Annotated in this window: 31 protein-coding genes; 13 read left to right on the top strand and 18 right to left on the bottom strand. The window is 43.0% G+C overall.

The features are described 5' to 3' along the window. Window positions 1-90: 90 nt before the first annotated feature. From V7Q33_RS11995 to V7Q33_RS11985, 3 genes are all read right to left on the bottom strand, one after another. On the bottom strand, window positions 91-564 hold the full coding sequence (locus tag V7Q33_RS11995; RefSeq protein WP_333819987.1) for a VOC family protein: 474 nt from the start codon (window positions 562-564) through the stop codon (window positions 91-93). 272 nt (window positions 565-836) lie between these two features. Then, a complete protein-coding gene (locus tag V7Q33_RS11990) occupies window positions 837-1,205 on the bottom strand; it encodes a DUF1987 domain-containing protein (protein WP_331983518.1) in 369 nt (122 codons plus the stop codon). A 293-nt stretch (window positions 1,206-1,498) separates the two neighbouring features. Then, window positions 1,499-1,918, bottom strand: coding sequence for a hypothetical protein (locus V7Q33_RS11985; protein ID WP_331983516.1), 420 nt, complete (start codon window positions 1,916-1,918; stop codon window positions 1,499-1,501). 170 nt (window positions 1,919-2,088) lie between these two features. Between V7Q33_RS11985 and V7Q33_RS11980 the strand changes: the two genes are divergently transcribed. The 3 genes from V7Q33_RS11980 to V7Q33_RS11970 all read left to right on the top strand — a co-directional run bounded on the left by V7Q33_RS11980 (window position 2,089) and on the right by V7Q33_RS11970 (window position 5,026). After that, window positions 2,089-2,403, top strand: coding sequence for a hypothetical protein (locus V7Q33_RS11980; protein ID WP_333819986.1), 315 nt, complete (start codon window positions 2,089-2,091; stop codon window positions 2,401-2,403). 341 nt (window positions 2,404-2,744) lie between these two features. Further along, a complete protein-coding gene (locus V7Q33_RS11975) occupies window positions 2,745-3,206 on the top strand; it encodes a response regulator (RefSeq protein WP_331983512.1) in 462 nt (153 codons plus the stop codon). 212 nt (window positions 3,207-3,418) lie between these two features. After that, window positions 3,419-5,026, top strand: a complete 1,608-nt coding sequence (locus tag V7Q33_RS11970) for a PAS domain-containing sensor histidine kinase (protein ID WP_333819985.1) — start codon at window positions 3,419-3,421, stop codon at window positions 5,024-5,026. Between the two features lie 47 nt (window positions 5,027-5,073). Here V7Q33_RS11970 and V7Q33_RS11965 read toward each other — a convergent pair whose 3' ends face one another. Further along, complete coding sequence (locus V7Q33_RS11965) at window positions 5,074-5,400, bottom strand: hypothetical protein (protein WP_331983508.1); 327 nt, start codon at window positions 5,398-5,400, stop codon at window positions 5,074-5,076. Between the two features lie 62 nt (window positions 5,401-5,462). Beyond that, complete coding sequence (locus V7Q33_RS11960) at window positions 5,463-6,362, bottom strand: helix-turn-helix domain-containing protein (RefSeq protein ID WP_331983506.1); 900 nt, start codon at window positions 6,360-6,362, stop codon at window positions 5,463-5,465. A 505-nt stretch (window positions 6,363-6,867) separates the two neighbouring features. On the opposite strand from V7Q33_RS11960, the gene V7Q33_RS11955 reads away from it, so the two are divergent. The 5 genes from V7Q33_RS11955 (at window position 6,868) to V7Q33_RS11935 (ending at window position 10,083) form a co-directional block, all read left to right on the top strand. Beyond that, window positions 6,868-7,248 carry a SnoaL-like domain-containing protein gene (locus tag V7Q33_RS11955; RefSeq protein WP_331983504.1) on the top strand — a complete coding sequence of 127 codons (381 nt, stop codon included), beginning with the start codon at window positions 6,868-6,870 and terminating at the stop codon, window positions 7,246-7,248. Between the two features lie 157 nt (window positions 7,249-7,405). Further along, window positions 7,406-7,873, top strand: a complete 468-nt coding sequence (locus V7Q33_RS11950) for a hypothetical protein (RefSeq protein WP_333819984.1) — start codon at window positions 7,406-7,408, stop codon at window positions 7,871-7,873. Between the two features lie 222 nt (window positions 7,874-8,095). Then, window positions 8,096-8,743, top strand: coding sequence for a Spy/CpxP family protein refolding chaperone (locus V7Q33_RS11945; protein ID WP_333819983.1), 648 nt, complete (start codon window positions 8,096-8,098; stop codon window positions 8,741-8,743). 216 nt (window positions 8,744-8,959) lie between these two features. After that, complete coding sequence (locus V7Q33_RS11940) at window positions 8,960-9,730, top strand: hypothetical protein (RefSeq protein ID WP_333819982.1); 771 nt, start codon at window positions 8,960-8,962, stop codon at window positions 9,728-9,730. Between the two features lie 149 nt (window positions 9,731-9,879). Beyond that, on the top strand, window positions 9,880-10,083 hold the full coding sequence (locus V7Q33_RS11935) for a hypothetical protein (RefSeq protein ID WP_331983496.1): 204 nt from the start codon (window positions 9,880-9,882) through the stop codon (window positions 10,081-10,083). A gap of 7 nt (window positions 10,084-10,090) precedes the next feature. Here the strand turns inward: V7Q33_RS11935 and V7Q33_RS11930 are convergent, their stop codons facing one another. Both V7Q33_RS11930 and V7Q33_RS11925 read right to left on the bottom strand, forming a co-directional pair. Then, on the bottom strand, window positions 10,091-10,474 hold the full coding sequence (locus V7Q33_RS11930) for a DUF3037 domain-containing protein (RefSeq protein ID WP_331983494.1): 384 nt from the start codon (window positions 10,472-10,474) through the stop codon (window positions 10,091-10,093). Next, complete coding sequence (locus V7Q33_RS11925) at window positions 10,452-11,243, bottom strand: HipA family kinase (RefSeq protein WP_331983492.1); 792 nt, start codon at window positions 11,241-11,243, stop codon at window positions 10,452-10,454. Before V7Q33_RS11925 ends, V7Q33_RS11930 begins: the two co-directional genes overlap by 23 nt. A 155-nt stretch (window positions 11,244-11,398) precedes the next feature. Here V7Q33_RS11925 and V7Q33_RS11920 point away from each other — a divergent pair, with 155 nt between their 5' ends. After that, window positions 11,399-11,842, top strand: a complete 444-nt coding sequence (locus V7Q33_RS11920) for a DMT family transporter (RefSeq protein ID WP_333819981.1) — start codon at window positions 11,399-11,401, stop codon at window positions 11,840-11,842. 87 nt (window positions 11,843-11,929) lie between these two features. Here the strand turns inward: V7Q33_RS11920 and V7Q33_RS11915 are convergent, their stop codons facing one another. The 4 genes from V7Q33_RS11915 to V7Q33_RS11900 all read right to left on the bottom strand — a co-directional run bounded on the left by V7Q33_RS11915 (window position 11,930) and on the right by V7Q33_RS11900 (window position 15,900). After that, window positions 11,930-12,853 carry an aspartyl/asparaginyl beta-hydroxylase domain-containing protein gene (locus tag V7Q33_RS11915; RefSeq protein ID WP_333819980.1) on the bottom strand — a complete coding sequence of 308 codons (924 nt, stop codon included), beginning with the start codon at window positions 12,851-12,853 and terminating at the stop codon, window positions 11,930-11,932. Window positions 12,854-13,303: 450 nt separating this feature from the next. Next, on the bottom strand, window positions 13,304-14,743 hold the full coding sequence (locus V7Q33_RS11910; protein ID WP_333819979.1) for a serine hydrolase: 1,440 nt from the start codon (window positions 14,741-14,743) through the stop codon (window positions 13,304-13,306). Window positions 14,744-14,902: 159 nt separating this feature from the next. Further along, window positions 14,903-15,370 carry a carboxymuconolactone decarboxylase family protein gene (locus tag V7Q33_RS11905; RefSeq protein ID WP_331983484.1) on the bottom strand — a complete coding sequence of 156 codons (468 nt, stop codon included), beginning with the start codon at window positions 15,368-15,370 and terminating at the stop codon, window positions 14,903-14,905. Between the two features lie 218 nt (window positions 15,371-15,588). Then, the gene (locus V7Q33_RS11900; protein WP_333819978.1) at window positions 15,589-15,900 is read right to left on the bottom strand and encodes a hypothetical protein; all 312 of its coding nucleotides are present in this window, start codon (window positions 15,898-15,900) and stop codon (window positions 15,589-15,591) included. A gap of 162 nt (window positions 15,901-16,062) precedes the next feature. On the opposite strand from V7Q33_RS11900, the gene V7Q33_RS11895 reads away from it, so the two are divergent. Both V7Q33_RS11895 and V7Q33_RS11890 read left to right on the top strand, forming a co-directional pair. Next, entirely contained in the window at window positions 16,063-16,737 is a 675-nt protein-coding gene (locus V7Q33_RS11895; protein WP_331983480.1) for a response regulator transcription factor, read from the top strand. Between the two features lie 22 nt (window positions 16,738-16,759). After that, on the top strand, window positions 16,760-17,827 hold the full coding sequence (locus tag V7Q33_RS11890) for a PAS domain-containing sensor histidine kinase (RefSeq protein ID WP_331983478.1): 1,068 nt from the start codon (window positions 16,760-16,762) through the stop codon (window positions 17,825-17,827). A gap of 18 nt (window positions 17,828-17,845) precedes the next feature. Here the strand turns inward: V7Q33_RS11890 and V7Q33_RS11885 are convergent, their stop codons facing one another. The 6 genes from V7Q33_RS11885 to V7Q33_RS11860 form a co-directional block, all read right to left on the bottom strand. Continuing rightward, window positions 17,846-18,385 carry a YceI family protein gene (locus V7Q33_RS11885; RefSeq protein WP_331983476.1) on the bottom strand — a complete coding sequence of 180 codons (540 nt, stop codon included), beginning with the start codon at window positions 18,383-18,385 and terminating at the stop codon, window positions 17,846-17,848. A 6-nt stretch (window positions 18,386-18,391) separates the two neighbouring features. Further along, window positions 18,392-19,267, bottom strand: coding sequence for a DUF5777 family beta-barrel protein (locus V7Q33_RS11880; protein ID WP_333819977.1), 876 nt, complete (start codon window positions 19,265-19,267; stop codon window positions 18,392-18,394). 29 nt (window positions 19,268-19,296) lie between these two features. Further along, window positions 19,297-19,692: a hypothetical protein gene (locus V7Q33_RS11875; protein WP_331983472.1), complete on the bottom strand. Its 396-nt coding sequence runs from the start codon at window positions 19,690-19,692 to the stop codon at window positions 19,297-19,299. Window positions 19,693-19,694: 2 nt separating this feature from the next. After that, entirely contained in the window at window positions 19,695-20,069 is a 375-nt protein-coding gene (locus V7Q33_RS11870; RefSeq protein ID WP_333819976.1) for a hypothetical protein, read from the bottom strand. 172 nt (window positions 20,070-20,241) lie between these two features. Next, entirely contained in the window at window positions 20,242-21,513 is a 1,272-nt protein-coding gene (gene porY, locus V7Q33_RS11865; RefSeq protein ID WP_333819975.1) for a sensor histidine kinase, read from the bottom strand. Beyond that, on the bottom strand, window positions 21,510-22,184 hold the full coding sequence (locus V7Q33_RS11860) for a response regulator transcription factor (protein WP_331983466.1): 675 nt from the start codon (window positions 22,182-22,184) through the stop codon (window positions 21,510-21,512). Before V7Q33_RS11860 ends, porY begins: the two co-directional genes overlap by 4 nt. A 367-nt stretch (window positions 22,185-22,551) precedes the next feature. On the opposite strand from V7Q33_RS11860, the gene V7Q33_RS11855 reads away from it, so the two are divergent. After that, window positions 22,552-22,977: a DUF1761 domain-containing protein gene (locus tag V7Q33_RS11855; protein WP_331983464.1), complete on the top strand. Its 426-nt coding sequence runs from the start codon at window positions 22,552-22,554 to the stop codon at window positions 22,975-22,977. Between the two features lie 59 nt (window positions 22,978-23,036). Here V7Q33_RS11855 and V7Q33_RS11850 read toward each other — a convergent pair whose 3' ends face one another. Further along, the gene (locus tag V7Q33_RS11850; protein WP_333819974.1) at window positions 23,037-23,615 is read right to left on the bottom strand and encodes a porin family protein; all 579 of its coding nucleotides are present in this window, start codon (window positions 23,613-23,615) and stop codon (window positions 23,037-23,039) included. Window positions 23,616-24,347: 732 nt separating this feature from the next. On the opposite strand from V7Q33_RS11850, the gene V7Q33_RS11845 reads away from it, so the two are divergent. Then, window positions 24,348-25,241 (top strand): PDZ domain-containing protein (locus tag V7Q33_RS11845; protein WP_333819973.1); only part of this gene is annotated, 894 nt, incomplete at its 3' end.

The following is a 25,241-nucleotide window of genomic DNA, read 5'->3' as shown; positions in this document are numbered from 1 at the left end:
TAGCTTTAATTACTTACCCACAAGTAACACCGTTCAACGCATATATATTAATGTGTTGAATGGTGTTACAGATGTGGTTACAGAGATAACTTACTTGCCGTTATAGGCATCTTGCATCGTTTGGATGTCGAGCTTTACCATTTTCATAACGGCAGCCATCACGCGATCTGATTTTGTGTGGTCTTTGTCGGTCATCCATTCGCCTAATTTCGCAGGCACCACTTGCCACGACAGCCCGTATTTATCTTTCAGCCAGCCGCATTGCTGTTGTGAGCCACCGGCAGAAAGTTTATCCCAATAGTAGTCCAGTTCCTGCTGTGTTTCGCAGGCAATCGAGAGCGATATAGCTTCGGTGAATTTAAAATGTGGCCCGCCATTAAGCGCCATAAACTCCTGGCCATTCAATTGAAACGTTACCACCAGTGCCGTACCTTTTGGTAAAGGGGCACCTTCACCATAATAAGATGTGCTGATAATTTTAGAATCTTTGAAGACAGAAGTATAGAACTTCGCAGCTTCTTCCGCTTCATTGTTGAACCAGAGAAATGTGGTGATCTTTTGCATATAGTCTTGTATTTAGTTGTTTTGTTTTCTTTACAAGACAAAATTACCTGGCAAAAACCATCTCATGGGGGTGTGATTATGACAATGTGAAGGGGAGAGCGCGTAAGGTAGCTACTGGTTGCGAGCTGCGAGCCGCTGGCTGTGTGGGGGTGAGATTGGGTGTGCCAGCCTCGCATACTATATTTCTTTCAGACTTTCTTCCGTGCAATTCTGTGACATACAGCGTCACACTCACACCGCTAGCAGCTGGAATCTAGCGGCTCGTAGCTATTTCATTGTGCAAGTGTTCTAAACTCAAATGGCACATCCACCTGTTCGGAATATTCCTTGCCGGCATCAAGGATTTCTTCGTCATCGTCTTCAGCGTACCATACGATACGGATGCCGTTGATGTTTTTGAGAAACTGCAGAAGGTCGAGTATTACCTTGGATGAAGCGGTATTGAAGTAATCAAGTTTAAACGTAAATTCGGTGGTGGCATTCGGCTCGTTGGCGTACGCCTTCAGCCATTTAAAAACAGGATCATAGAATGCCAGCGCATCTTCCGGCAGCGAACGCCCTGATAATTCAAAAACTCCATCTGCTTTATTCAGTGTTACAGAAGGAGTATCGTCAGTTCCGGTAATTTGTAAAATATCCATAAGCTTCCTGTAGCATTACAAGTATTGAACAAGCCGCGAAGCTTAAACAATCCCGTTTCGAAAAAAATCTTTCAGCTATAAACGGATGAATGCATAATTTATTTGCTGATAACCTGTTGGTTGGACGAATAAAGTTTCTGTAAGTTGTAAGAGTCGGGAAGACGGAAAAGTTGGAAAGTCAGATGTCCGAAAGATTAATGTCAGAAACGTTCAGAAAAAATATACTTATGCGAAGCGGCCACAGTTAATCTCACTCCCCAAATCTCTGGCAGCTCGTAGCCGGAAGCCGGCAACTAGTTACAAGTCGTGCAGCTGATCGGTTCTTCTTCTTTCCTGCGCGTTTCGTAGTACACCCCTGGCCTGCCGTTTACTTTGTCGCCCAGCAGGCACCCTTTTACTTGCCTGCGATTTATTACGAAAGCTGTATCGATGCCGTTGAGGGTATATTTCACGTTGATGAGACTGTCAGACGAGCAATAGCCGTTGAGCAGCTTCATTGGCTTCTTAGGGTCTTGTGCTCCGGCCGGTACGGTATAGGTTTCGTGCACTTCGCCTCCATCGAGGTCGAGCACCATCTTCGAGTCGGTCGATACCGACATCACATTAAAATATACCGGATGCTCGCAGCGGTTACAACCCGCCATGCCGAAAGCCAGCGAAATGAAAGCGATGCTTAATGTGTATATGGATGCGTGTGCGGTAAAGCGTTTCATAGTTCAGAATAGTATCTCTGCATTTGTGCGCCAAATTAAAGCGAAAAGCTGAAAGTGAAAAATAGTGCTGGTGACACTTTGTGTCATTGGATTTGATTTGTTTCCCACAGAAATCACAGAATTTCACAGAAGCTTTTGCTGCATTTAATCTGTGTATATCTGTGGGTTCTGTGGGAGATTTCATTGCATTTTTGTCTGTGAAATCTTTAGGAGAAAGCCATCCAAGTGATGAGGGTGATCATCAAACTATATCCTATACCAACCAACGTGAAATACTGGAAGCGCTAAGTCTGATATCGGCAGATGTTAATACCTCTGCGTTTCTGGGGGAGTTGTTTTTTGAGTTTCTGGCGAGCGAAGTGCGTACTACAACGCCTTCTGAAGATCGTTTAAAACTCTATATCAATACCCGGCATGAAATACATGAGCTTTATGCCATAGCACCGGCGGCCAAAGTGTTGCAGGTAAAGGCGCGAAGAAAGTAATGTCACAGATTTTTGAGTGAGATACATTCGTCAACTAAAATTTGATTTCAACAACCGCTGCCGGTTCAGGGATTTATACCTTGAGATTTAATCCGATCAGTCTCAGAGTAACGTGCATTGATAATTGTGAACGTTGCTCTTAGCAGGAAATCTGAGCAGCAGACCGACAGCATTATCCTTAAAATACAGTATCTTTCAGGAAGTTATTTGACATTTGAGTATCATTTATGCCTTTAATCGACCGTTAAGCACTTTTTTGAAGTAATCTTTGTACTATTAATACATCTTTAGTAATATACTAAGCTGCACTTTTTAAAATTAATCCGCGAGTTCTCCTACAAATGCTAAAAACAATACTGCTGGTTGATGATGACCAGGACGATGCTGAACTTTTTTGTGAAGCTTTAAAGGAAGTAAGCCCATCAGCAACTTGCCGCTGGGAGAATGATGGTATTAATCTAATCCGGAAGATCGAATCAAATACAATTGATAGCCCTGATCTTATTTTTCTTGATATCAACATGCCGCAGATGAATGGCTGGGAGGTGCTTGATTACCTGAAAAAGCACGAACGGCTTACCGACACGCCCATCATCATGTTTTCTACAACCTCATCCATCTACGATGGCCGCAAGGCGCTAAATAAAGGCGCTATCTGTTTCTATGAGAAGCCAACCAGTTTTTTTGATCTGAAAGATTTCCTTCGTTCTATCTCCGAACAGAATGTTAATCACGCCACTCTGCAGCAGGCTATAAAGAGTGCGGCTCGTAACAAAAAGCACAAGATCTTTATTGATCTTTAATTCGCAGTTAGCGGCATTTGGCTGGCATGGTAATTTACATTAGAATTTGTTTAGGCTTTATCGGTTTTTATCGGGAAACCCGCACGGTTTATAGCACAAGAAATCTTTGTTAAATCTGATGTGAGGAAAAAATGCCATGATAATACGTTTTGTTAATTTTCATATATGAAGAAGTTTCGATGCCAGTGAAAAATTCTACCCCTCCATTCCAAATGAGCGAAGATCGATTTGACCTGATGATCGCCGAAGTGGATGATTATGCCATTATGTATTTGGATAAGACCGGTATAATATCGACATGGAACAAGGGTGCAGAAAAGATAAAAGGCTATAGGACCGATGAAATTTTAGGAAAAAGTTTCCGCATTTTTTATAGCGAAGAAGATCGCAGGGCAAATCTGCCGGAACAACTTCTGGAGCAGGCGCGTAGGCAGGGAAAAGCCGTGCACGAGGGCTGGCGTATAAAGAAAGACGGCACCCGCTTCTGGGGTAGCACTACAATCACCGCGATTCATGCGGGTAGTGACGAGGTAACGGGTTTTATAAAAATGACCCGCGATCTTACTGAAAAGAAAATTATGGATGATAAACTCAGCAATTACCTTGCTGAACAAAAGATAGCGCAAGACAGACTTAGTGCTATAGCTGAGGAATTGCGCCAGGCAAACGAAGCACTGAAGAAAAGTGAAGAGCGCTATCACCGGATGATTGCCGAAGTTCAAGACTATGCTATATTATTACTCGACACACACGGTATAATTCAGAACTGGAACACAGGTGCAGAGTATATTAAAGGATACAAAGAACACGAGATTGTTGGCAAGAGCTTTAAAGTATTTTATACCAAAGAAGATGTAGCAGGCGGACTGCCCGATTTTCTGCTGGAGGAAGCGGCACATAGTGGCAAAGCGTTGCATGAAGGTTGGCGTGTACGTAAAGATGGATCAAAATTTTGGGGAAGCATCGTTATTACTGCGCTTCACGACAGTGATGGAAATATTATAGGCTATTCGAAAGTTACGCGTGACCTTACGGAAAAGAAAAAAGCAGACGACAGACTGAAACGATATGCTGTTGAACTGGAAAGAAAAAATATTGAGCTGCAGCGACTGAATAGTGAGCTGTCGTCTTATGCTTATGTGGTAAGCCACGATCTGAAGGAACCTATACGAAAAATACAAGTGTTTGCCGGTCGCCAGCGCGAATCCAACCGGTCGATAGAACAGTTACAAGAGTACTCTGAAAAAATTACCACCAGCGCAGCACGCATGCAAAAGCTGATGGAAGACTTGCTGGCATACTCGCAACTTGAGCAGGATGCTGAACTTGTAGCGCCTGTTGATCTCAATAAAATTATTCAGGGTGTATTGAGCGATCTGGAGCTTGCAATACAAGACAAGAAAGCAGCGGTACACGCCAATAGCTTACCGGTTGTTACCGGTATAGCGTTTCAGTTGTCGCAGTTATTCAATAACCTGATCTCTAATGCCCTTAAGTTCTCCAAGCCCGATGAGCCTCCGGTGATTCGGCTCTCATGCAGGCAAATTCTTCCGAGTGCTCCTGAGGTTGAGAACATCGGTGGCATCCATAAAGCAATGGCATATTACGAAATATCGGTTGCCGATAATGGTATTGGTTTCGATGAGCAATACACCAAAAAGATATTCGAAGTATTTCACCGGCTCGACAAGAGTACACCCAATAGCTCTGGTATCGGGCTCGCCATTGTAAAGCGCATCATGACAAACCATCAGGGGTATGTTACCGCAAGCAGCATACCCGGTGAAGGATCGGTGTTTAAGCTATATTTTCCGATATAGTTTGTCGGTTCGCCTATGTTTCGTGTATATGCCTGGCAAAGTATGTGCTATAAACAGTCGTGGCGTTTATAGTGCACTTTTGTGATGAAGTGAATAAGCTCTACCAGGTATGTTTTTTGTAAATGATCGGTAAAGATATAGTCTGATTTCTTTTCCTTTTTTATTTTCTTCAGGATATCGACAAGCTCCTGTTCCTGCTTGTCGCTTAACGCATACGTGCAATCTATTTTACCGGAAATATATAGCGACCGGAGATGTTCCTGTGTTTTTTCCGGAAGCGAATGTGAGCTGAATTGATAGGAGATCGCAGCGCTTGCCTTATCGGAAGAATGGCTGATGAAAAAACGATCCTCTGTTTTCTTTAATGTAAGCATGGCGATACGATCTTCTTGCAATGTCGCTATAGCATCTTTGTTAGTAAGGTTAGTTTGCGTAATTACCCACGGTAAGCCGAAGGTGTAAGATTGGTATGTTTTTTAAAGAAGTGATTGAAATGCGCAGGCTCTTCAAAGCCGAGACAGTAGCTGATCTCCGCTATATTCCAGTTGGTATGTTTCAGCAATACTTTTGCTTCGCTGGTAATGCGGTCGAAGATGTGATCGCTTGTGGTTTTACCAGTTGTTAGCCGGATGGCACGGTTCAAGTGGTTAACGTGTACCGAAAGCTGCTCTGCAAAATCGCGGGCAGAGCGCAGTGTAAATCGTTGTGTAGGCGATTCGATTGGAAACTGCCGTTCCAGTAATTCAGCAAACACAGCGGTTATACGTGCATTGGCATCGGTGTGATGATAAAGTGTTTCACTGGGTTGTATCTTGATGGCATAGTGAATGATCTCCATAATATAATTCCGCAGCAGATCATACTTATATACATAGTCAGAGCCGATCTCTTCCAGCATCTTTTCAAAAACACTGCTCACATATTTATCCTGTGTTTTGTTTAGAATAAAGCTTGGCTTGTTACCCGGTATAAACATGGGCAACGCGCTGATGCCGCCACGCAATCGCTCCGTAAAGAAGGCTTCTTTAAATATAGCGAAGTAGCCGGTAGGGTCAGGCGTATGTTGTTCAAACGTATAGGGTACGTGCGGATTGAAGAAGATAAGCGAAGTACCTGCTACCTCAAGGCTCTTGTCGGCATAGTGGTATATATGTTTACCCCGGATAAGCACCACCTTGTAAAAATCACGCCTGCTATATTTGGGTGCTTCCTTGTTGGGCCCTATGCAATCCTCCATGCGGAACACGTTGAAGTGTCCAATATCCTGACGCAGGTTCTCCGGCATCCAGTTAAACTTCTGCCGGTAAAAATCTTCTAGTGTTTCTGTTTTAACCATAGTGTTATACTAAATGCAGGTTATTACGTTTTCAGTTCCCTTTACACAACTTTTTTTGCGTGAAGAGTTGTACATCCTGCAAAAGTAGCCGCCAAGCCGCTCTGACACTTATAACAATCAAATCAATACTTGTAAAATTCAAACAATTGGCCTGTTGGTTACTGGCTTCTGGCTTCTGGCTGCTGGAAGTGTGAGTAAGGATAGGGTGTGTTGAATGCGCACAATGTATTCTCCATCTTTTCGGACTTTCCGACTTTATTCCGTGTCAATTTGCAGAGACTTTTTAGTTCATGACCTGTGATATTCTGTGATTTCTGTGGGAAATAAATCTATATTGTTATTTCAGCAAAATCGCAGAGCGTAATGTGCGGAAGATGGCGAAGTGTTTAAACAAGGAAAATTAATATGCTGAAAGCGCAGCTCCAAGGCATCTGAATACACAGAAGGTACGTTAGTATACATGCTTCTTGCTGTACAATTTAGTATTCACCAAAACTAATGTAACATGGAAACAAAAGAATTGAACATGCCAACGAAAGAGATTGCCAAACGATTGACTTCGTATTGTCGCAAAGCCGACTGGGGAGGCGCTCATAGAGAATTGTATGCTGACAATGCTGTGAGTATTGAACCCTATGAAACACCAGAATTTGCGAAAGAAACGCGTGGTTTAAATGCGATCGAAGAAAAAGGACGCAAGTTCGAAAGCATGGTGGAGCAGGTACACGGCATTGAAGTATCAGAACCACTGATTGCCGGCAATACCATTGCATTTACCATGGCGATGGATATTACCATGAAAGGGCAGGGCCGCATGAGCATGCCTGAGCTATGTGTATACCAGGTAAAAGATGGTAAGATAGCGCGCGAGGAATTTTTTGTTTAGCATTGCAGACGCATAGCAAAAGAAGAGGCTGCCACAGGGCAACCTCTTCTTTTTTTTATATAACTTTTCCCTAATAGCAGTTATTGATGCCTCGTTCTATTGAAATCAATTAAAAAGCCATTCATATTTGGCACTTAAATTTTAACCCATATATAGTATGTATTATCAACTCTCTAAGGTAGCTCACTTCATCGGCCTTACTATGCTTGTCGGAACAACGGTAGTAGATTTTTTCATCGCCAAACAATTCTGGAAGATGCTTGCTATAGACCGCTCGAAAAGCATAGCTATTCAGGATGTAGTATCAAAGTTCGGAATCCTGTTTGCCATAGGCGGTTCCACTATTATTATTTCAGGAGTTATTATGTTAGGTGTTACACATTGGAGTTTCACGGAGCAGATATGGTTTCAGATAAAGTTTATGCTCGCGATTATGATTATACTCAATGGCAACTTGTATGGAAAACGGCAAAGTAATACACTTCGAAAAATTCTGCAGGAAGCACCAAGCGCACAGGCTGAAACGGAGTTGATAAACATCAAGCGAAATCTGTCTGTTTATTATCTCTCCCAGATGGTGCTGTTTGTTACCATCTTTACATTAAGTGTTTTTAAATTCAATTAATTGACTGTCGATACTAATCTTCAATACAGAAAGCCCGGTAAAAGCCGGGCTTTTGCTTTTCTATTGATAAAGAGGGTATAGTTGCCTCAGAGCCCTATCGTGATTGTCGAAGAATTACACCCTGCCATGTGGAGAAATTCACCGCCTGTCTAAAAAAATAAATAGCGATTTAACTTTGACGCCTTTCCGGAATCTAACAGGTATAACAAAACCAAAATGATTATGAAAAAGAGTTTCGTGTTCGTAGTTGTGATGATGGCAAGTACAATCATTTTTGCACAACGCCCTGGCCATGCGCCTCATAAGCACGGTGATGGCAACCTGGAAAAGATGAAATCCGAATTATCGCTTGACGATAAGCAGTATGCAACGATTAAAGATATTAACCAAAAATACTTTACACGCTCTGCGGAGTTGCGAAAGGATTCCATGCAAACACGCGAGAAAAAATTTGTTGCACTGAAAACACTTCGCCAGGAGAAGGATAAGGAGATCAAAGCTGTGCTTACGCCCGAACAAAAAGCAAAGTGGGATAACTACAAAGCAGATCAGGCAGCGAAGCACAAAGAAGAGCGCAGTAAAGCAATGGAGAAGCGCTCGCAAAAAATGAAGACCGCACTATCGCTTTCAGATGATCAGTTTGCAAAAGTACAGGCGGAGAATAAAGCATTTGGCGAGAAGATGCAGGCGTTGAGGAAAAGCAATGAAACTTCTGCCAATCGCGATAGCAGCAAATTCAAAGCACTCATGGCAGAGCATGATGCAAATCTAAAAGCGATCATGACTCCGGAGCAGTATCAAAAATGGTTGACCATGAAAGCGGAGAAACAAAAGAAGCATGAAGGCATACCCGGCAATCACAAGAAGTAACAGCTGCCTATAAATTGAGAAAGCGTTACCAGCCAAGGTAGCGCTTTCTTTTTTTAATAGAACGTTAACGGATTGATAGCTATGAAATGTAACGGCTTGATGATTGAATGATAATTTTTTATCTTCCGTAATTCCTATCCTGTATCCACACGGCGCTAAGGTGCCATGCTACCCGTTGTCAATAGTTGTAACCAATCGCCAACCTAACTCTATACTATGCCTGCACTTTTACGATCTGGCCGTATAATTTTCGGAATCGGATTTATAGGACTTAGCATTCTTTGCATTCTATCCAAAGACTTCATCGTAGGCCGTCCGCCTGCATGGCCCGCGACTTTTACCATGAGCGTGTCGTTAGGGTATATCACTGCAGTGTTGCTGGTGCTGGCAGCAATGGCCATTATAGCAATTGAACAGAAAGGTGCAGCAGCCTCATTGCTTATCGCACTCCTCATTCTTGTGTTGTCGGTGCCGCGGCACATGGTGCAATTCATGAACGATTGGTCCAACGCTTACAAAACGTTGGCGTTGCTGGGTGGTACGTTGATTATGGCGGGTTCATTTTTAAAAGATAATGCTGTTGTTGTTCCCGGATGGCCTGTACATGAACCGTTGCGTAAAACCATGGTTACCACAGGATGCTTGCTGGTAGCGGTATTTTTTATTTCAAGCGGATATGCACATTTCAAATTTGCCGACTTTATAGAGAACTTTATACCGGCTTATATACCCTTTCGCGCCTTCTGGACTTACTTTACCGGTATATGCCTCATCGCCGGTGGCATTGGTATAGTAATACCGGCTACGCGAAGGCCTGCCGCGATGCTTTCCGGCTTCATGGTGCTGGGCTGGTTTCTACTTCTGCATATACCACGCTTTATTGCCAACACGAAAGATGCCAGCGACCGGCTGGGATTATGCGAGTCATTTATTTTCGTAGGTATATTCTTTGTACTGTCCGCCATCAGCGTCCGCCACGAGCGATAACGAACAGCGATTTCATAGCGGGTTTACGGGCAGATGCAAAATTTAAAGCGGCAGCTGCCTGTATAATGTTGGAATGGTGGTTGCAGAGGGCAAGAGTATCAACCATTTTATGGTGCGTCCGTTAACGACTCACAATAATTAATGTTCCTATGAAAAAGATTGATATTCTGAATTTCATTACCAACTTCCGTCAGGCTCCCAACGATATTAAAACGTATGCGCAGCTGGTAACACATTTAGGAGAGGCCAATGAACCCACGCTTAAGCAAATGCTGCAAGAGCTTCAGCAATCGCGCGTTGTGCGTGAGGTAGAAGCCAATGGTGAAAAAGGCTACCAGGTAATGGCGAGGTAGTTTACTACTACAGTACCAGTTGCGTGAAGAGATGATTCAGCATGTCTTCTGCATTCTCGCATAACCCCGGATGAACTTTTGATGTTTGAAGTACCGTGCTGCGCGTGGCGGTAAGCCAGCGAAAACGTTCGGCCATAGAGAGCTTACCGATCGGTCCGCCATCGGCACCGCCCCGGCAGATGCGTTCAAACGATGAGATATAGCCTTGCAACTCTTCCAGGTCTGTCTTCTTGCACAGTGCACGCAGCCTTTCTTCATTTACGTTGAACCGCGTCTGCAGAAATTTTTGTGCAGAGCAATACAGAATAACGCCAATGTTGATGAACTCTTCGCGCTCAACCTTGGGTACTATCCGGATTACTGCGTACTCAAACAAGAGACTCTCTGGCATGTTGTGCTTCTTTAACAAAAAAATCAGAATGCGAAATACGGGTTGTCAGGAATTGCGCATAGGCCTGCCGGTGTGCTTCCACGGATTCGAAAACAGGTTCGTTCTCCAGCCACTCATCCGGTATCAACGCTACAATAGCCTGTATCTTGTCAGCCGTTAATAACGACCGGTATACTTCATTTACCTCCTGCAAGGCGCTGGCCTTTGAGAGCAATACATGATCTTTGATCATCGGAAAAGGACGTTCAGGCTGTTGCCAGTTATTCCAGGTATGATGGAAATATAGCGAAGCACCATGATCGATAAGCCACAGTTCTTTATGCCACCAGAGCATGTTGGTATTGCGTGCTGTGCGATCAACATTCATCAGCAGACTGTCGAGCCAAACAATCTGCGAAGCGAGCTTGGCATCTGTTGCTATTACCAGTGGATCGAATGTGATAGAGCCGGAGAGATAGTGCAGGGCAAGATTCAGTCCCACACTGGCCTTCAACAGATCCTGTATCTCTTCATCACCTTCTATACGACCCAGTGCACCATCGAGCGTTGCAAACACAATTTCGGGCACTCGAAGCCCTAACGCGCGTGCTATTTCACCACCGATGATCTCGGCAATGAGCGCCTTTCTTCCCTGGCCCGCTCCGCGAAATTTTATTACGTATAGAAACTGATCGTCTGCTTCTGCGAGCGCCGGCATAGAACCACCTTCACGCAAAGGCGTTATGTAACGTGTAATGTTGACCGATCTGAACTGAAGTGATGAATGCATGGCTTAACGTTACCGGCTGCCGGCAACCAAGCTTCAAATATAGCAAATGTGATAATCAACTATCACAAATATGAAAATGAACTGATATATCTGATATATTGCCTGCCGATACCTGCAAACAGGATTAACACAAAAGTATTTTACTAACTATTTATATGAACAAATTCAGTTGGATTATTCTATCGTTACTGGCGGGATGTTTTCTTCCTATACAGGCCGGCCTCAATGCGCGGCTGGGTAAAGCAGTAGAAAGCCCGGTATATGCATCGCTGATATCTTTTGCAGTAGGCAGCGTGGCGTTGGTAGTATATATACTGGCTACCGGCCAGCAGGTTTCATGGGCCGGACTTCGGTCTGCACCCCTTCATGTGTGGCTGGGTGGCGTGCTCGGAGCGTTTTATGTTACAGTAGTAGTGCTCGCTTTCCCTAAGCTGGGACCTGCCTTAACGTTCGGCCTCATTGTATTGGGGCAGATGGTGATCTCGCTCGTGCTCGATCATTTTAATGTATTGGTAATGCAGCAACAGGCGATCAATATATGGCGTATTGTTGGTGTTGTATTGATCGTGGCAGGTGTGGTAATTATACGGAAGTTTTGAACTGAATTGTCGTTAGCCGTTACAGGTTAATCGTTACACGTTATCAGTTCTTCATTAACGACTAACCTGTAACGGCTAACAATTAACCTATAGAAAGAATATCAAATACGCAACAGCAATAAAGATGGCGTATTTGGATATATAGTACAGCGTTTTGTTGCGCTCTTTTAATTTCTTGCCTACAATGCGTACGTGGTATACATAACCGAAGATTTTGTTTAGTCCGCCGGTGCGATCGGTAGGCAGGTTGGGCGATTCTGCTGAAGCGAGGATCAGCCAGCTGAAAAAATTATTCAGGTATACACCTATACGGGAGCGCATGGGGCGTGCCACATCGCAGAAGAATATAAGGCGATCTTTGTCTGTTTTGTTTTCAGCATAGTGAATATAGGTTTCATCAAACAGCACATCTTCACCATCGCGCCACGAATAAGCCTCACCGTCCACCACAATCTTGCAGTCGTCTGAGTTGGGAGTAATCAATCCTAAATGATACCGGAGCGATCCGGCATACGGATCACGGTGCACAGGCAAATAACTGCCGGCCGGCAGCACTACAAACATCGCTGCTTTAATGTCGGGCATTGACTGTAGTAATTTGATTGTTTCGGGGCAATGCTCCAATGCAGAAGGATGGAAGTTATTATACCATTTGAGATAGAAGCGCTTCCAGCCACGTCTGAAGAAGGAGTTGAAGCCTATATCATTATACTTATCAGAACCTTTAATGAGCTTGCTGCTCTCCAACGTTAGTGCCTCTTGCTTGATCGTCTCCCAATTGTCTTTAATCTGTTGCAGAGCCGGGATTGTTTTTACGGGGAGATATGGAGTTTTGGGTACAGATGAAAATGCATACATCATGGTGTTGATAGGCGCCATGAAAGTTGAATGGTCAAACATCTGTCTAAGGAATGGATACCGTGCTTTGCCACGGTAGTGAATGTAGAGGGTAGCGCCGATCAGAATTAAAACCGCTAGGATTTTGAGAATGAGTGGAAGTGTTAATACCATAGTTCGCCGGTGTTGTTTGTATGTTTAGTATATACTGTATGCCAACTTAAACAGGATGTAAACGAAGGCTCTTCAACACAAGTTCGCAAACATCAGAATAAATTTACCGATAACGATAACATAAACGGTTAGCTGGTATATTTTTTCGATGGCACTATATTTTGCCCTATATTTTAAGGATTTATTAAGATTACTACCAATAAGCATGTTTATACAATGATTTATGGCAAACATGGTTATATCTCATCTGATACCATTGAATATACCTGTCGCTATATGGGGGCATCAGCAACAAGAAGTCTCTGCCCGACAGATGATTGCAGGAAAATATTGCTTTGTGAAAAAGGTTGTCTCTTCCTTCATGGCTGTAGAGTTAAATAAAAAAAGCGCCCGCTGAAGGCGCTTTATAATATTTGAATGAAGTGAAGGATGTATACAATCAGTATATCTTTACTGTTTTAGTTTTTTTAGTTGTTCTTCGCCATTTTTGTTATTAGGATCAAGCTGCAACGACTTTTCATAATACTGTATCGCCATTGGTTTATCGCCTTTTGTCATATAGCCTTCTGCAAGACTATCCCATACATTGGAGGATTGCGGAAAGTCAACTGTATTTTGTTTGAAAACTTCAATAGCGTCATCAACCCGCTTCATTCGCAGCAGTGCATAGCCGAGTGAGTTCATCTGGTTCTCATTCACAGATTGCTGCGGGTTATTCTTGCGTGCTGTGCGCCATGCAGCAAGCGCCTCGGGAGCACCTTTGGCTACTATTGTTTTAAACAAGGTGCGACCAGGAGAGTTATACCGCTCATAGTCCAGCCATAATAATGACGGATGCGTGCCGCCCAGGGCATCATCCAGTATTTCTTTTGCTATGGATAAACCGTTGGCAGAATTAGTGAAATATACGATACCATTTTTTTCGTCCAGGCGGGCGTTCATAAATGCTTTACTATCGCCCTGGTCGCCCCAATGCCAGAACGCTTTTCCGTCATCCGTTACTTCCAGCCCTACACCAAGTCCCCAATATACCTGCGAATGTTCTGCATCTACATTTACCTGCGGTTTCATCATCTCCTGCCACGTTGCCGGTTTCAGTCCCGTGCCCGATAATAATGCCACCATAAACTTTGCATAATCTTCCGCGGTGGTGCGAAGACTGGCTGCTGCATTATAATCTTTTCCCTCCTGGCGGAATGAAACGTTGCCGAGCATATCATGACGATGCGCGGCACGTGTGCTATAGTCATCTTTCCAGGCAAGGCTACTATTCGTCATCGCCAACGGGTCGAGAACTGTGCGTTGTATAAAATCGGGAAATGCCTCGCCGGTAATTTTCTCCACTACTTTGGAGAGATACACAAAGCCTTCTCCGGAATAGGAAAACTTTTCGCCCGGCGTAAAGTTGATCGGTAATGAAGATGCGCCCTCTGCCCGCCAGTTAGGGAAGCCTGAAGTATGTGTAAGTACACGGCGCGTGGTGATCTGATCGATGCGGTTATCATTCACCACATCGTAGTTATTGCCAAAGTATTTATTAAGCGGAACATCGAGATCGAGTTTCCCTTCGTCTACAAGTTTCAGCACGCTATACGCAACAATTACTTTGGTTAAAGACGCTGCTTCAAAGATAGTGGTGTTGGTAACGGGCTGTCGGGTAGTGGCATTCATTACGCCATACGCATGGGTCCACACAATTTTGCCATGGAGAATTAACGCTACCGACATACCAGGTATATCGGCTTTCTGCATCAGGTCAGGAATGGTGCGTTCGAGGTTTTTAATAGCATTTTCAGGTGAAGGCTGAGGCGAAGATTTTGCTGCACGATGCTGCGCGAATAATATCGCGGACAGGAAGATCAGGAAGCAGATTGCGAAGGCTTTTTTCATGGGCTTGGGTTTACATAAATTTATACTTCTGCCCGGAGAAAACCTGATACCACTCAATAGGTTACACGATCATCGGAATTTAAATTGATAAGGATGCAGGTAAAAACAGAAAGCCCCTCACCTTCCGGCAAGGGGACTGTATACTTGTTATCAAACCGATTAATGTAAGGCAAATTGACCTACCTTATACGTTCCACCCGGCACACGGAATGCTACGTTAAAACGGTTATAGGTATTGATGGTCGTGGTAGCGAGTGTGAGGTCTACCAGTTCTTTTTCGGTGAAGTATTTAAGTGCCTCTTCGTATACATCGGTAGGCACATGTCCTTCCGTAACGTTGGTAACGGCTTCTGCCCACGCCAGGGCTGCACGCTCGCGGTCTGTAAACACGATGGCCTCGCGCCAGCCGGCTACCATATATAAACGTTGCTCCGTTTCACCTTCGGCACGGAGATCTTTTGAGTGCATATCCAGACAGAACGCACAGCCATTGATCTGCGATACTCTGAAATAGATCAGGTTCAGCAACGGTTGCTCTACAGATGATTTGTTCAGATATGCGCCTATACCAAATAATGCTTTAAATGCGCCTGCGCCATGTTCGAGTGGATTCAATCTTGTTTCCATAATAGTGAGTGTTTAAATAATGAATATTTGTTTTACACCCCTATAAGGAACGACACCCGGGAAATTGGACAGGTGCCGGAAAAAAAAATGAAAAAATTTACTGGTTTGTTACGGCAGGCTCTTAAACCCTGCAAGGCCTGCTTGTACCGATTTCTTTAAAATATCCCGAAAATAGGGTTGGTCTTAATATAAATGTACGGCTTATAACCGCTCTCATTTTACAAAATCGTAGGCCACTCGGGAGTGATGCTAAACTCGTTGCCTGTATTTTCAAGGTATGGAATGGGTTCTTCCACTTGAAATCCTTTTAGCGAACGGATGTCTATAATGGCGCTCTCGTTCTGTGCTGCTTTGAGTATAAGGAAAAAATTACTGAAATTCCGGTTGTTCAGATCCTTTACATCGTTGATGGAATAATAAAGAGAAGACCACTCTCCGGCCTGATCTTTAATCCGTATTTTGATCTCTCTGCGCGCAATCTCTTTCAACAGGGATTTAAGATCATTGGGGTGCACATCTATACTGGGCATTGTTTTTTGTCTCTTCTGTAATTCAATCTCTCCTGACAAAACTCGCTTACAGGAAGAATTAAAAATATCCGGGAAATCCCTGAATTTTTGGCCTTTTTGGGGCTTTAATTCCATTTTTTTTCGCCTTTACATTTTATTTACGCCCCCTTTGTAAAAAAATATATGTCCAAAATCAGATTGTATCACCTGGAAGATTATAAGATCATGCGCGATGGTATAAAATTTTTACTGGCACATGATGAGCAGATCGAGATGGTGGGTGGAGGCAAACAAGCCGAAGAGTTGTTTGAGGTGTTGGAGAAAAGCAAGATCGATGTGGTGCTCCTCGACATTTATCTCGATCGCATGGGAGATTTGAAAACTATGAATGGCTTTGAAATCTGTCATATACTGAAAGAGAAATATCCCGATGTTAAAGTGGTAGCGCATTCGGTATACGATGATGCAGATAAAGTTGCCCGCATTATGAAGGAGGGAGCGTTGGGTTTTGTATCCAAGAAAACAGGTTATGAAGAACTTGTTAAAGCCATCAAAACTGTATATGCCGGTGAAAAGTATATATGTGAAGAAACTGCCAAGAGCCTTACAAATCTGAACAAGTTTCTGGCCGGTATTGAAGACACGCTCAAAAGCAAGAAGGAGTTCTTTTCAAAACGCGAGCGCGAAATATTGGAGTTGATGGCCAAAGGTTATTCGAACCGCGACATTGCTGAAACGCTGTTTATTACCGAAAAAACAGTAGAGAGCCATCGCAAGAATATGGTGGATAAAGCAAAGATGAAAAATTCGGTAGAGCTGATAGCATTTGCTACAGCACGTGGTATAATTAAAAAATAAATGATGAGGCAATAGTTCTACAATGCCTGGTAACGAACTTTCTTTACAGACTATAAATGAATTTGCAAATGCTTTTAAAGATGGCTTTTTCATTTATGACGTGGAAGCCGGAGAATTCCGTTTTCTCAATGCAGTTATACGAAAGATATTCGGACTGGAAGACCTTTCACTTCCCGCCAGTGATCTGTCTGTTTTTTTAAATCGTATTAACCCGCACGACCATGCGTTTCTCAGTCATCAGTTTAAAAAACTTTTACGACAGGGTTGGGTATTGCAGGTAGAGTTCAAGTGTCATCCCAAGCAAACCTATATTTCATGCGATGCCTATTACCTTGACCAAAGTAAAACTGTGATTGGTACTGTGAAAGATATAACCCGTGCCAAAGAGCATGAAGATTATGTAGTAAACTTCGGAGGTCAGAAAGACACATTACTAGAGATCATTTGTCATAACCTGAGTGGTCCGCTTATGCTGATGCAAAATGTAATACGCAAGGCCGAGCAACAGGCAGAAGGAAACGGAGTTGGCTCAGCAGAAGTGTACCCGCTGATTAACGGCGTAACGCAGCAATGTATAGATATTATCAACGACTTCCTGGAAAGAGAACATATGGAGTCGGAGAAGATTATTGCCCGCAAAAATCTCTTTGATGCAGTGGATAAGGTACGGATGATCGTAGAGAACTCCCGAAGATTGTATGAATTTAAAAACTTCGGTGTAACAACTATACATGAACACCTCTATGTACACGGTGACGATGTAAAATTTTTACAGGTATTGAACAACCTGATATCAAATGCTATAAAATTTACACACAGCACCGGCAGCATTGTTGTGGATATTCAAAAGACAGAAAGTACATTTATAGTTTCCGTGGCCGATAATGGTATTGGTATTCCCGCGCATTTGCAGGAACATTTATTCAAACGTCATTCTATGGCTTCGCGTCCGGGATTGCGCGGGGAAGTATCCAATGGTATAGGTCTGTATATCAGCAAACGACTGGTAGAGCGCATGAAAGGCAAAATATGGTACTATACATCAGAGAACAACGGCTCTACGTTTTATGTAGAGTTGCCGCTTGAGTGAGGGGTATAAAGCAACGGTTTACTTCTTCAGTTGGTAGTCGGCCGTCATGGTAACTTTTATATCTTCTGCGATCTTTTGAAATACAAGTTTCGGTATCTCAATTTTGAAGTCGGCTGTATGTACCATCGTTTCAGCATCGAGATGAATAACACCTTTTTTAATGGTGAGTGTACCTTTAATCGTTTCAACTTTCTCAACACCGTGTATGGAAAGCCTGCCGGTAGCTGCCACGGTATACGTACCGTCTTTGCTGTAGTCTATCTTCGGATCGATCTTCCCGCGAAAACTGTCGATCGGATATTTACTGCTCTCCATATAGTTTTCGTTGAAGTGCTCTTGCATCAAAGAGTTCTTGAAAACAAAGCCTGTGTTTTTCATTCGAACCATAATAGAATCTGTGGATGTGTTAATCACAGAGGCTACTGTTGAATTTACAGCCGAAATATTTTCCAGTGGTGTTTCAGAAAAGAATTGAACCTTACCGGTAGTGGTCATATATACCTGGGCCTCGCTGATGGAAGCAGTTGCCAGTATTACGAGAAGAATAATGTATCGCATAGGAAATCAGAAGTTAAAAGCTCTTGAAATGTTGAAGCCAAGGCGAATGCCGCCATCTTTCCACGACGTGGCTGTATGCATCATATATTGAGGCTCAACAATGCCGGTTGAGTTGGTAAGAAACATCTGAAACACATGGCCACCCGTTTCAATATCAAGCCCGACACCCATAGAATTATAATAGGTTTGTGCTGTATATGAATTATACTTCAATCCATATTCCATTGTAACCGCCATGCGTCTGGTAATTTTATATCTTCCGGAGAATCCCACGGCAAGAGCATTATTCTTATCCGTTATGTTTTCCACCAGGTTATAGTGTATATATACGGGTGTTATCTGCAGCGATAGTTTCTCGGTAAACTTACGCGCTACAATAGCTTGAAAGGAATACGTGAGGCGGTCGCTGAAGTAATGATATTTATTATAGCCGTTGATGGCAGCATCGGGATCTTGCATAGCCGTGCAGTAGCCTGCGCCCATTATCGTTACACTTACTGGCATGCCTGCCCCAACCGTTTGTCGTAGCAATTTATACTTGAGGTAGCCGTCAACCAGTTTTTCATAGCTGGTGCGACCTATACCCACCTCAAGCCGGTCGGTTAAGCTATATCCCAGCCCGAAGCGGATAGTAGCACCATTATCCAGGCCAAAGAAAGAATTGGCTCCGCCATTGATATCGCCAAAGCGATGTTGTATCATAAACTCCAGCACATGTTTGCCAGGTATCTCAACACTTTGAAAGTTGATAATGCGTGTTCCCTTGAATGTAGCGCTTACATATTCTTGTGTGCTGTCGGCATTTTCAAGCAAAGCCATGTCGTCTTGTGCCCAGGCGAGCAGCGGAAACAACTGCACAACCATCCAGATCCGTATTTTCATCTTGCGTATATATAGTTACTTGCGTGCTGTCAATTATTTAAAGCCCCATCATCTACCCATTTCTGAATCTTGATGATGTTGCAGCTATTCATTTTAGGACCGTTGTTCGGCATTCGTGTAGCAGAGCCCGTCCAGGTTATAGAGCTGATTAGTTTCCCATTTGCTGCAACAGCCTTCACACCTGTGTATGTAGAAAGATCATAGCCACTCGTGTTGCTATGCCCGTGGCAGGAATTGGATGTGCCACAATTGGTTCGCAGCACAACGGATACTTGCGTTGAATAGGTGATTACACCGGCAGTATCGCAAGTGGCCTCTGTTACACCCGATGAAGGTGTCATTTCTGACAGATTATCGTTATAGCATGCCATCAGCAAAGCGAACATGGCCCAGAAGATGGATAAGAAGATTACTTTCGTTTTCATACTCAATTGTCGTTAGCCCCTTGTGCAATCCACAGATAAATAGTTTTAATGTCCACGTCTGTAAGCCTGGGGTTAGGCGAGGGCGGCATGGTGCCAATAGCATTGGCGGTAATGGCTTTATACAAGCTGCTGCCGTGCGGGCTGCCGGCATGAACATGACCGGCTATATCGTTATAAGAGATCAACGTAAACTCCCGCCCATCTTTGCCGTGACATCCTGCTTGCGTGCAGTTTGAAATGATGATAGGCTGCACGTCATCTTTAAAACTAATGGTGGGTGCATCTTCCAGGGGCGTGAGCGGATCGTGCCGGCATGCGTTACCAAACAAACAGGCTACGGCTACTGCGATTGTAATACGAACCGAATGTTTTTTCATATAGCTGGTATAAGATTATCTGTGGTCTGTCAGAAAATATACTTGGCGCCCAACACAATATTATACGATGTATATAAATCCTTTCGTTGTTGGGCCGGCAATAAGCCTGCCGGGTATATATAGCTGAAGTATACCGCAGCAAAAAGCAAAATAAATCTGGAGAGAATCTGGATTATAGCTGATTCCTGAATTCCATCGTGAATTGATGCAAGCCTGATTGGTAGGTGTATGTAATTTTATATCCGGAAACGTCTGCAATCTTCTTCACGATAGACAGACCCAATCCACTTCCGTGTGAATTTCTAGACTCGCGATGGAAACGATTGAAAACTTTTTCCGGATGCTCCAGCGGAGCACCTTCATTTTGAATGCTGATGTAATTTGTGCCGGTGTAGATATATATTTTTCCACATTCCGGCGTATACCGGATCGCATTAGACACCAGGTTGGTGATCAGTATATCAAATAACGATGTATTTCCGGTAATGGTGCTGATCGGTTGAAAAGACGTTTCGATAACAAGCTTTTTTTCGTGTGCCTGACTCATGAATAAAGCCATCGATTTCCATGTCGCGTTTTTAACATCAATAGGCTCCGTTTCGAAAAATTGACGGTTTTCGATTTTTGAAAGTAACAGCAGATTCTTGTTCAATCGCGATATCCGGTCTGTGGCATCCAGTAAATTTCCGATCAGCTCTGCTTGCTCGTGCGTGAGTTCACGGGTTTGTGCCAGCAGCTCTATTTTACTTCGGCAAATCGCCAACGGTGTCTGAAGCTCATGCGAGGCATTCTCGGTAAATTCCTTCTGACTCAGATATGCATCATGATTTTTCAGAATCAGTTGGCGGATCACTTGGCTCAACTCCCTGAACTCTGCAGTTGTAGAATGAGGAAAATCGGGGATGAGATGTTGATCAATCTGGTATTTTCTTAATCTGTCCAATATAGTATAAAACGGCTCCCATACTTTTTTAGAGAGTCTTCGGTTTATCAGTACCAGCCCGCAGATGAGCAGAAACAACATTACGATCTCAATGCTCATAATGGCTGCGATCAATTCGGTATCACTCACCAGCGATTCGCGTATAATTAAAATATAGTTCTTGTCTTGCAGGCGTACGTTGGTAATCAGTGTCCGGTGTGGCACAACCGCTTGTTCTTCGCGGTTATACATGTTCTCAATGAAGAGTGAGTCATGTTGCAGCGCTTTCTCTACAGGCTTTAGCGTAAACTCTTTATTCATCAGGTGGAAATAGCCACGGTCTTTGTCTGATTTGAAATAGGGAAGAAGCCGATGAAAATCTTCTTTGTGTTCATTCAGTTCTTTATCCATTTTCGCTATAAACAAATGTTGAATCGTGAAGTAGAACAAAGGTGTACAAACCAGTACCAGCAGTACTGAGTATACCAGGTAGTTTTTAACGGTGCGGTTTAAGAGCTTCATGCTTCAAATTTATACCCTAGCCCATATATAGTTTTGATGTAGTCCTGACAATGGGCATCACTCAGCTTTCGTTTCAGATTCTTCATGTGCGAATAAATAAAATCGAAATTGTCATAGATCTCTGTATTGTCTCCGGAAAGATGTTCGGCAATAGCATTGCGGGTAACAACGCGATTTTTGTTAGAGATCAGAAATAACAGGAGGTCATATTCCTTGCGCGTGAGGTCTATCGCTTTATCATGTATACTTATTGTTTTGCCAATCAGGTCGATCGTTATTTCATGTACATGATAAATATTATTGCCTCCAAATTTCTTTCTGCGGATAACTGCCGCGATCCGTGCACTCAGTTCAGCTAAATGGAAAGGCTTCGGCATATAATCATCGGCCCCCAGGTTTAGACCTGTAATGCGGTCGTCAATAGAATTTTTGGCCGAGATGATTATGACCCCCTCCAATTTTTCCTTTTTCTTCAACATGTCTAGTATCTGCAGGCCACTGCCACCGGGTAACGAGATGTCAAGGAGGATACAATCGTAATCATATAACAGGATTTTTTCTTCGGCTTCTGCAACATTGTAAGCGACTTCGCATACATAGCTCTCCTGCCGAAGGTATTGAACCATGCTCTTGGCCATTTCCTGCTCATCTTCTACAATCAGAATTTTCATACCTGAAACGAATGTGACACATGATTCTGGATAGAATCTGAAGCGAGATCAATATGGTTATCTGTCCGGCAGTGGACGCCCTTAGGCTGGTATGGATAGCGAGTTGCATTTTCAAGCTGCTGCCGGATTAATCATTCATCTAACCGTTGTAATTATATTCTATATCAGTTGATTGAGCGGGAGAAGTGGAATAAATAAGCTCACATTGACGTGAATGGGGGTGAAGTATAAATCTATCTATAGCCTGTTTTGATGTATACATGCCGCGCGATTGCACGCCATGCGTGTTGTTATTGAAAATAATTTTTTCTCCTGTGTAATTTTATAATTTTACTTTATAAATCTCACCAACTAAACCTTATCGTATATGGACCACATTAACTACGCTGCAATCCTGGTGGCAGTAATTGCCAACTTCTTCTTTGGTTTTATCTGGTACGCACCGCTGTTTGGAAAAGCGTGGGCTCAGGAAATGGGCTTTGATACCAGTGTGAAACCACCTGCCAGTGTCATGGCAAAAGGAATGATCATTATGGTGATCGGTAATTTTTTTATGGCGTATGTATTTGCGCACAACATGATGGCCTGGAGCTATGTACCCGGCATGGATCAAATGCCGGCTGTCGGTACAATTCTTAATTCAGCGATCTTTACCTGGCTCGGCTTCTATCTGCCGGTCGATCTTGGAGCGATTGCCTGGGAACGCAAGTCGTGGAAATTGTTTTTTATCAATACAGGATATCACCTCATCATGCTCTTCATTGCTGCAACAATTCTGGCATTGTGGCGATAACAAAAAAAAACCGTCCTCCCATGGGAGGACGGTTTCTCTATGTGCACTATTGGTGTAGTTTATTCACCGAATAGCTTATAACCTACCGATAACTGAAGGGTATAATTTTTTGCCTTAACGGAGCTGCCAGTATCATTTATATCGCTGAGGCCTTTAATGAAGCGTGCATTAAAGTTAAGCTTCATAGGCAAATCTATACCAACGCCAGCTGCGAAGCTGACATCAGAGCTTTTGAATTCATCTTTAATATCCACGCTGTTGGAACCAACCTTATCTTTAGCAGATAGAAGAACGCCAAATTGTGGACCTGCATGAAAGCTCAATAAGCTGTTTACATTGTAGCGGAACAATATTGGCAGTGTAACATACGTCAGCTTTAACTTTTCACTGCCAGATTTGGCACCTTGTCCGGAATAAAGCAATTCAGGTTGAACACCAATGTGTTCGGAAAGCATAGCCGTCAGGTAAACGCCAGCATGAAGAGAAGGTAAGAAGCTAGGGCTCGTTGTGTAGCCGTTGCCAGAGTAAGTTTGATTGGCAAGGTTCAAACCGGCTTTTACACCACCGCTTAAACCTTGTGCATAGGAACCTATGCTGACAAGTAGTACGAGGATGAGGGCAGTTGTAGATGTTTTCATAAGTATTATGTGTTTTAGTTGAGGGCAAATATAAGAATGAGCATCCATAGTGCGCACAAAGTATTTTCATTTATAAACGCTGTAATGTCTCACCGCTATAGCAGCAATATCAAACCCATCACGTATAATCATGTATAGTATACGAGCCGTAACATACCTAATGTAATACTTTTTTCGATATAGTACAACCGTTGTAATATTTTAGGTGGAAGTGACTGTGTAGCTGTTATAACAAGTACTACTAATAACTTTGTTATTAGGGATAAATAATGCTTGTTTACTTGTATAGATGTGTTTTGATATACTATCGCTTTCATACACAACTGGATAGCTATACGTTATTTTTTTTATGGAGTTGGTATAAAAAATGAATCCGTGATTCTAGAAAAAGCATAAGGATTTAAAAATGACGGTTACCCCATGTAAGAATAACTTTTCTTTTTAGAAAAAAGCCGCAGGCAGATGCCCGGTATTGAAAAAATAATTGTATCACAGAAACATTAGGTCGGAATTTTATGTAAAACTTTCCCCTAAATTTCATGTGACCAACCCGTATTGCGCTATCTAAAATGCTGGGTATTAAACTTTAAGGCATAAAGCGGTGTTTACGGGCAAGTCGCAGGTTACCGGCCTGTGGTATCATTCTGACCGGAATTTCGGGTGGATAATTTTTTCTGTCAGGTGAATTTGAATAATTAGCGGATTGAAACAATAATGATGCGTCAACAGAATATGATGACCTGGATAAGTTCAAAGAACTACATGTTTAAAAAGGTATATGCAGCCATGTTGCTGGCAATGATAGGTGTTACCCAGGTGGTGATGGCCACCGATCATGTGGAGTTAATGCCCGATGAACAACAGATTGTAGTATGCCGGAATATAGCCGAGATCATAACCCGCTATAACTATAAAAAGGTGGCATTGAATGATTCTATATCTTCCGTAATCTTCAATAACTATATCAAGGCACTGGACGAAAATCATAGTTACTTTCTGGCTTCAGATATCAAAAGCTTTGAAAAGTACAGGAAGATGCTGGACGATGATATCAGAGTGGGCAACCTGCTGAATGCGTTTGCTATATTCAACGTTTTCCAGAAGCGATATACCGAACGCATAAAATATTCGCTGGCAAACCTCAATAACAAGTTTGATTTCAACACACATGAAACGTTCGTTTTTGATCGTAGTACACTGCCCTGGCCAACCTCACAGGCAGCTATGGATAAGTTGTGGAACCAGCGTGTCAAGTATGATCTGCTTAACCTGAAACTGGCCAATGCCGATGCCGCACAGAACAAGGAAACGTTGAAAAAACGCTATGAAAACCTGCTCTCTCAGGCTGATAAACTGTCCAGCCAGGATGTGTTCCAGTTTTTTATGGATGCTTTTACGGAGGCAATTGATCCACATACCAAATATTTTAATCCTTCAAATGCTGCCAACTTCAATATCGAAATGTCGCGACAAGTAGAAGGTATCGGTATTACGCCGGTAGTGGAGAATGAATATGTAACGATCAAAAGTATTGTGCCGGGAGGTCCTGCAGACAAGAGTAAACAACTGAATATAGACGATCGCATCGTAGCGATTGCACAAGGTGAAAAAGGCGAATTTCAGAAT

This window comes from Ohtaekwangia sp., assembly GCF_036786105.1.
Classification (GTDB): Bacteria; Bacteroidota; Bacteroidia; order Cytophagales; family Cyclobacteriaceae; genus Ohtaekwangia.
The sequence above is the reverse complement of the archived record's forward strand: the minus strand, read 5'-3'. Positions and strand labels throughout refer to the sequence as shown.

Excerpts from the sequence above, each read along its gene's own strand:
- V7Q33_RS11995 (WP_333819987.1), bottom strand. The coding sequence starts at position 564 with ATGCAAAAGATCACCACATTTCTCTGGTTCAACAATGAAGCGGAAGAA.
- V7Q33_RS11990 (WP_331983518.1), bottom strand. The coding sequence starts at position 1,205 with ATGGATATTTTACAAATTACCGGAACTGACGATACTCCTTCTGTAACA.
- V7Q33_RS11985 (WP_331983516.1), bottom strand. The coding sequence starts at position 1,918 with ATGAAACGCTTTACCGCACACGCATCCATATACACATTAAGCATCGCT.
- V7Q33_RS11975 (WP_331983512.1), top strand. The coding sequence starts at position 2,745 with ATGCTAAAAACAATACTGCTGGTTGATGATGACCAGGACGATGCTGAA.
- V7Q33_RS11970 (WP_333819985.1), top strand. The coding sequence starts at position 3,419 with ATGAGCGAAGATCGATTTGACCTGATGATCGCCGAAGTGGATGATTAT.
- V7Q33_RS11965 (WP_331983508.1), bottom strand. The coding sequence starts at position 5,400 with ATGCTTACATTAAAGAAAACAGAGGATCGTTTTTTCATCAGCCATTCT.
- V7Q33_RS11960 (WP_331983506.1), bottom strand. The coding sequence starts at position 6,362 with ATGGTTAAAACAGAAACACTAGAAGATTTTTACCGGCAGAAGTTTAAC.
- V7Q33_RS11955 (WP_331983504.1), top strand. The coding sequence starts at position 6,868 with ATGGAAACAAAAGAATTGAACATGCCAACGAAAGAGATTGCCAAACGA.
- V7Q33_RS11950 (WP_333819984.1), top strand. The coding sequence starts at position 7,406 with ATGTATTATCAACTCTCTAAGGTAGCTCACTTCATCGGCCTTACTATG.
- V7Q33_RS11945 (WP_333819983.1), top strand. The coding sequence starts at position 8,096 with ATGAAAAAGAGTTTCGTGTTCGTAGTTGTGATGATGGCAAGTACAATC.
- V7Q33_RS11940 (WP_333819982.1), top strand. The coding sequence starts at position 8,960 with ATGCCTGCACTTTTACGATCTGGCCGTATAATTTTCGGAATCGGATTT.
- V7Q33_RS11935 (WP_331983496.1), top strand. The coding sequence starts at position 9,880 with ATGAAAAAGATTGATATTCTGAATTTCATTACCAACTTCCGTCAGGCT.
- V7Q33_RS11930 (WP_331983494.1), bottom strand. The coding sequence starts at position 10,474 with ATGCCAGAGAGTCTCTTGTTTGAGTACGCAGTAATCCGGATAGTACCC.
- V7Q33_RS11925 (WP_331983492.1), bottom strand. The coding sequence starts at position 11,243 with ATGCATTCATCACTTCAGTTCAGATCGGTCAACATTACACGTTACATA.
- V7Q33_RS11920 (WP_333819981.1), top strand. The coding sequence starts at position 11,399 with ATGAACAAATTCAGTTGGATTATTCTATCGTTACTGGCGGGATGTTTT.
- V7Q33_RS11915 (WP_333819980.1), bottom strand. The coding sequence starts at position 12,853 with ATGGTATTAACACTTCCACTCATTCTCAAAATCCTAGCGGTTTTAATT.
- V7Q33_RS11910 (WP_333819979.1), bottom strand. The coding sequence starts at position 14,743 with ATGAAAAAAGCCTTCGCAATCTGCTTCCTGATCTTCCTGTCCGCGATA.
- V7Q33_RS11905 (WP_331983484.1), bottom strand. The coding sequence starts at position 15,370 with ATGGAAACAAGATTGAATCCACTCGAACATGGCGCAGGCGCATTTAAA.
- V7Q33_RS11900 (WP_333819978.1), bottom strand. The coding sequence starts at position 15,900 with ATGCCCAGTATAGATGTGCACCCCAATGATCTTAAATCCCTGTTGAAA.
- V7Q33_RS11895 (WP_331983480.1), top strand. The coding sequence starts at position 16,063 with ATGTCCAAAATCAGATTGTATCACCTGGAAGATTATAAGATCATGCGC.
- V7Q33_RS11890 (WP_331983478.1), top strand. The coding sequence starts at position 16,760 with ATGCCTGGTAACGAACTTTCTTTACAGACTATAAATGAATTTGCAAAT.
- V7Q33_RS11885 (WP_331983476.1), bottom strand. The coding sequence starts at position 18,385 with ATGCGATACATTATTCTTCTCGTAATACTGGCAACTGCTTCCATCAGC.
- V7Q33_RS11880 (WP_333819977.1), bottom strand. The coding sequence starts at position 19,267 with ATGAAAATACGGATCTGGATGGTTGTGCAGTTGTTTCCGCTGCTCGCC.
- V7Q33_RS11875 (WP_331983472.1), bottom strand. The coding sequence starts at position 19,692 with ATGAAAACGAAAGTAATCTTCTTATCCATCTTCTGGGCCATGTTCGCT.
- V7Q33_RS11870 (WP_333819976.1), bottom strand. The coding sequence starts at position 20,069 with ATGAAAAAACATTCGGTTCGTATTACAATCGCAGTAGCCGTAGCCTGT.
- porY (WP_333819975.1), bottom strand. The coding sequence starts at position 21,513 with ATGAAGCTCTTAAACCGCACCGTTAAAAACTACCTGGTATACTCAGTA.
- V7Q33_RS11860 (WP_331983466.1), bottom strand. The coding sequence starts at position 22,184 with ATGAAAATTCTGATTGTAGAAGATGAGCAGGAAATGGCCAAGAGCATG.
- V7Q33_RS11855 (WP_331983464.1), top strand. The coding sequence starts at position 22,552 with ATGGACCACATTAACTACGCTGCAATCCTGGTGGCAGTAATTGCCAAC.
- V7Q33_RS11850 (WP_333819974.1), bottom strand. The coding sequence starts at position 23,615 with ATGAAAACATCTACAACTGCCCTCATCCTCGTACTACTTGTCAGCATA.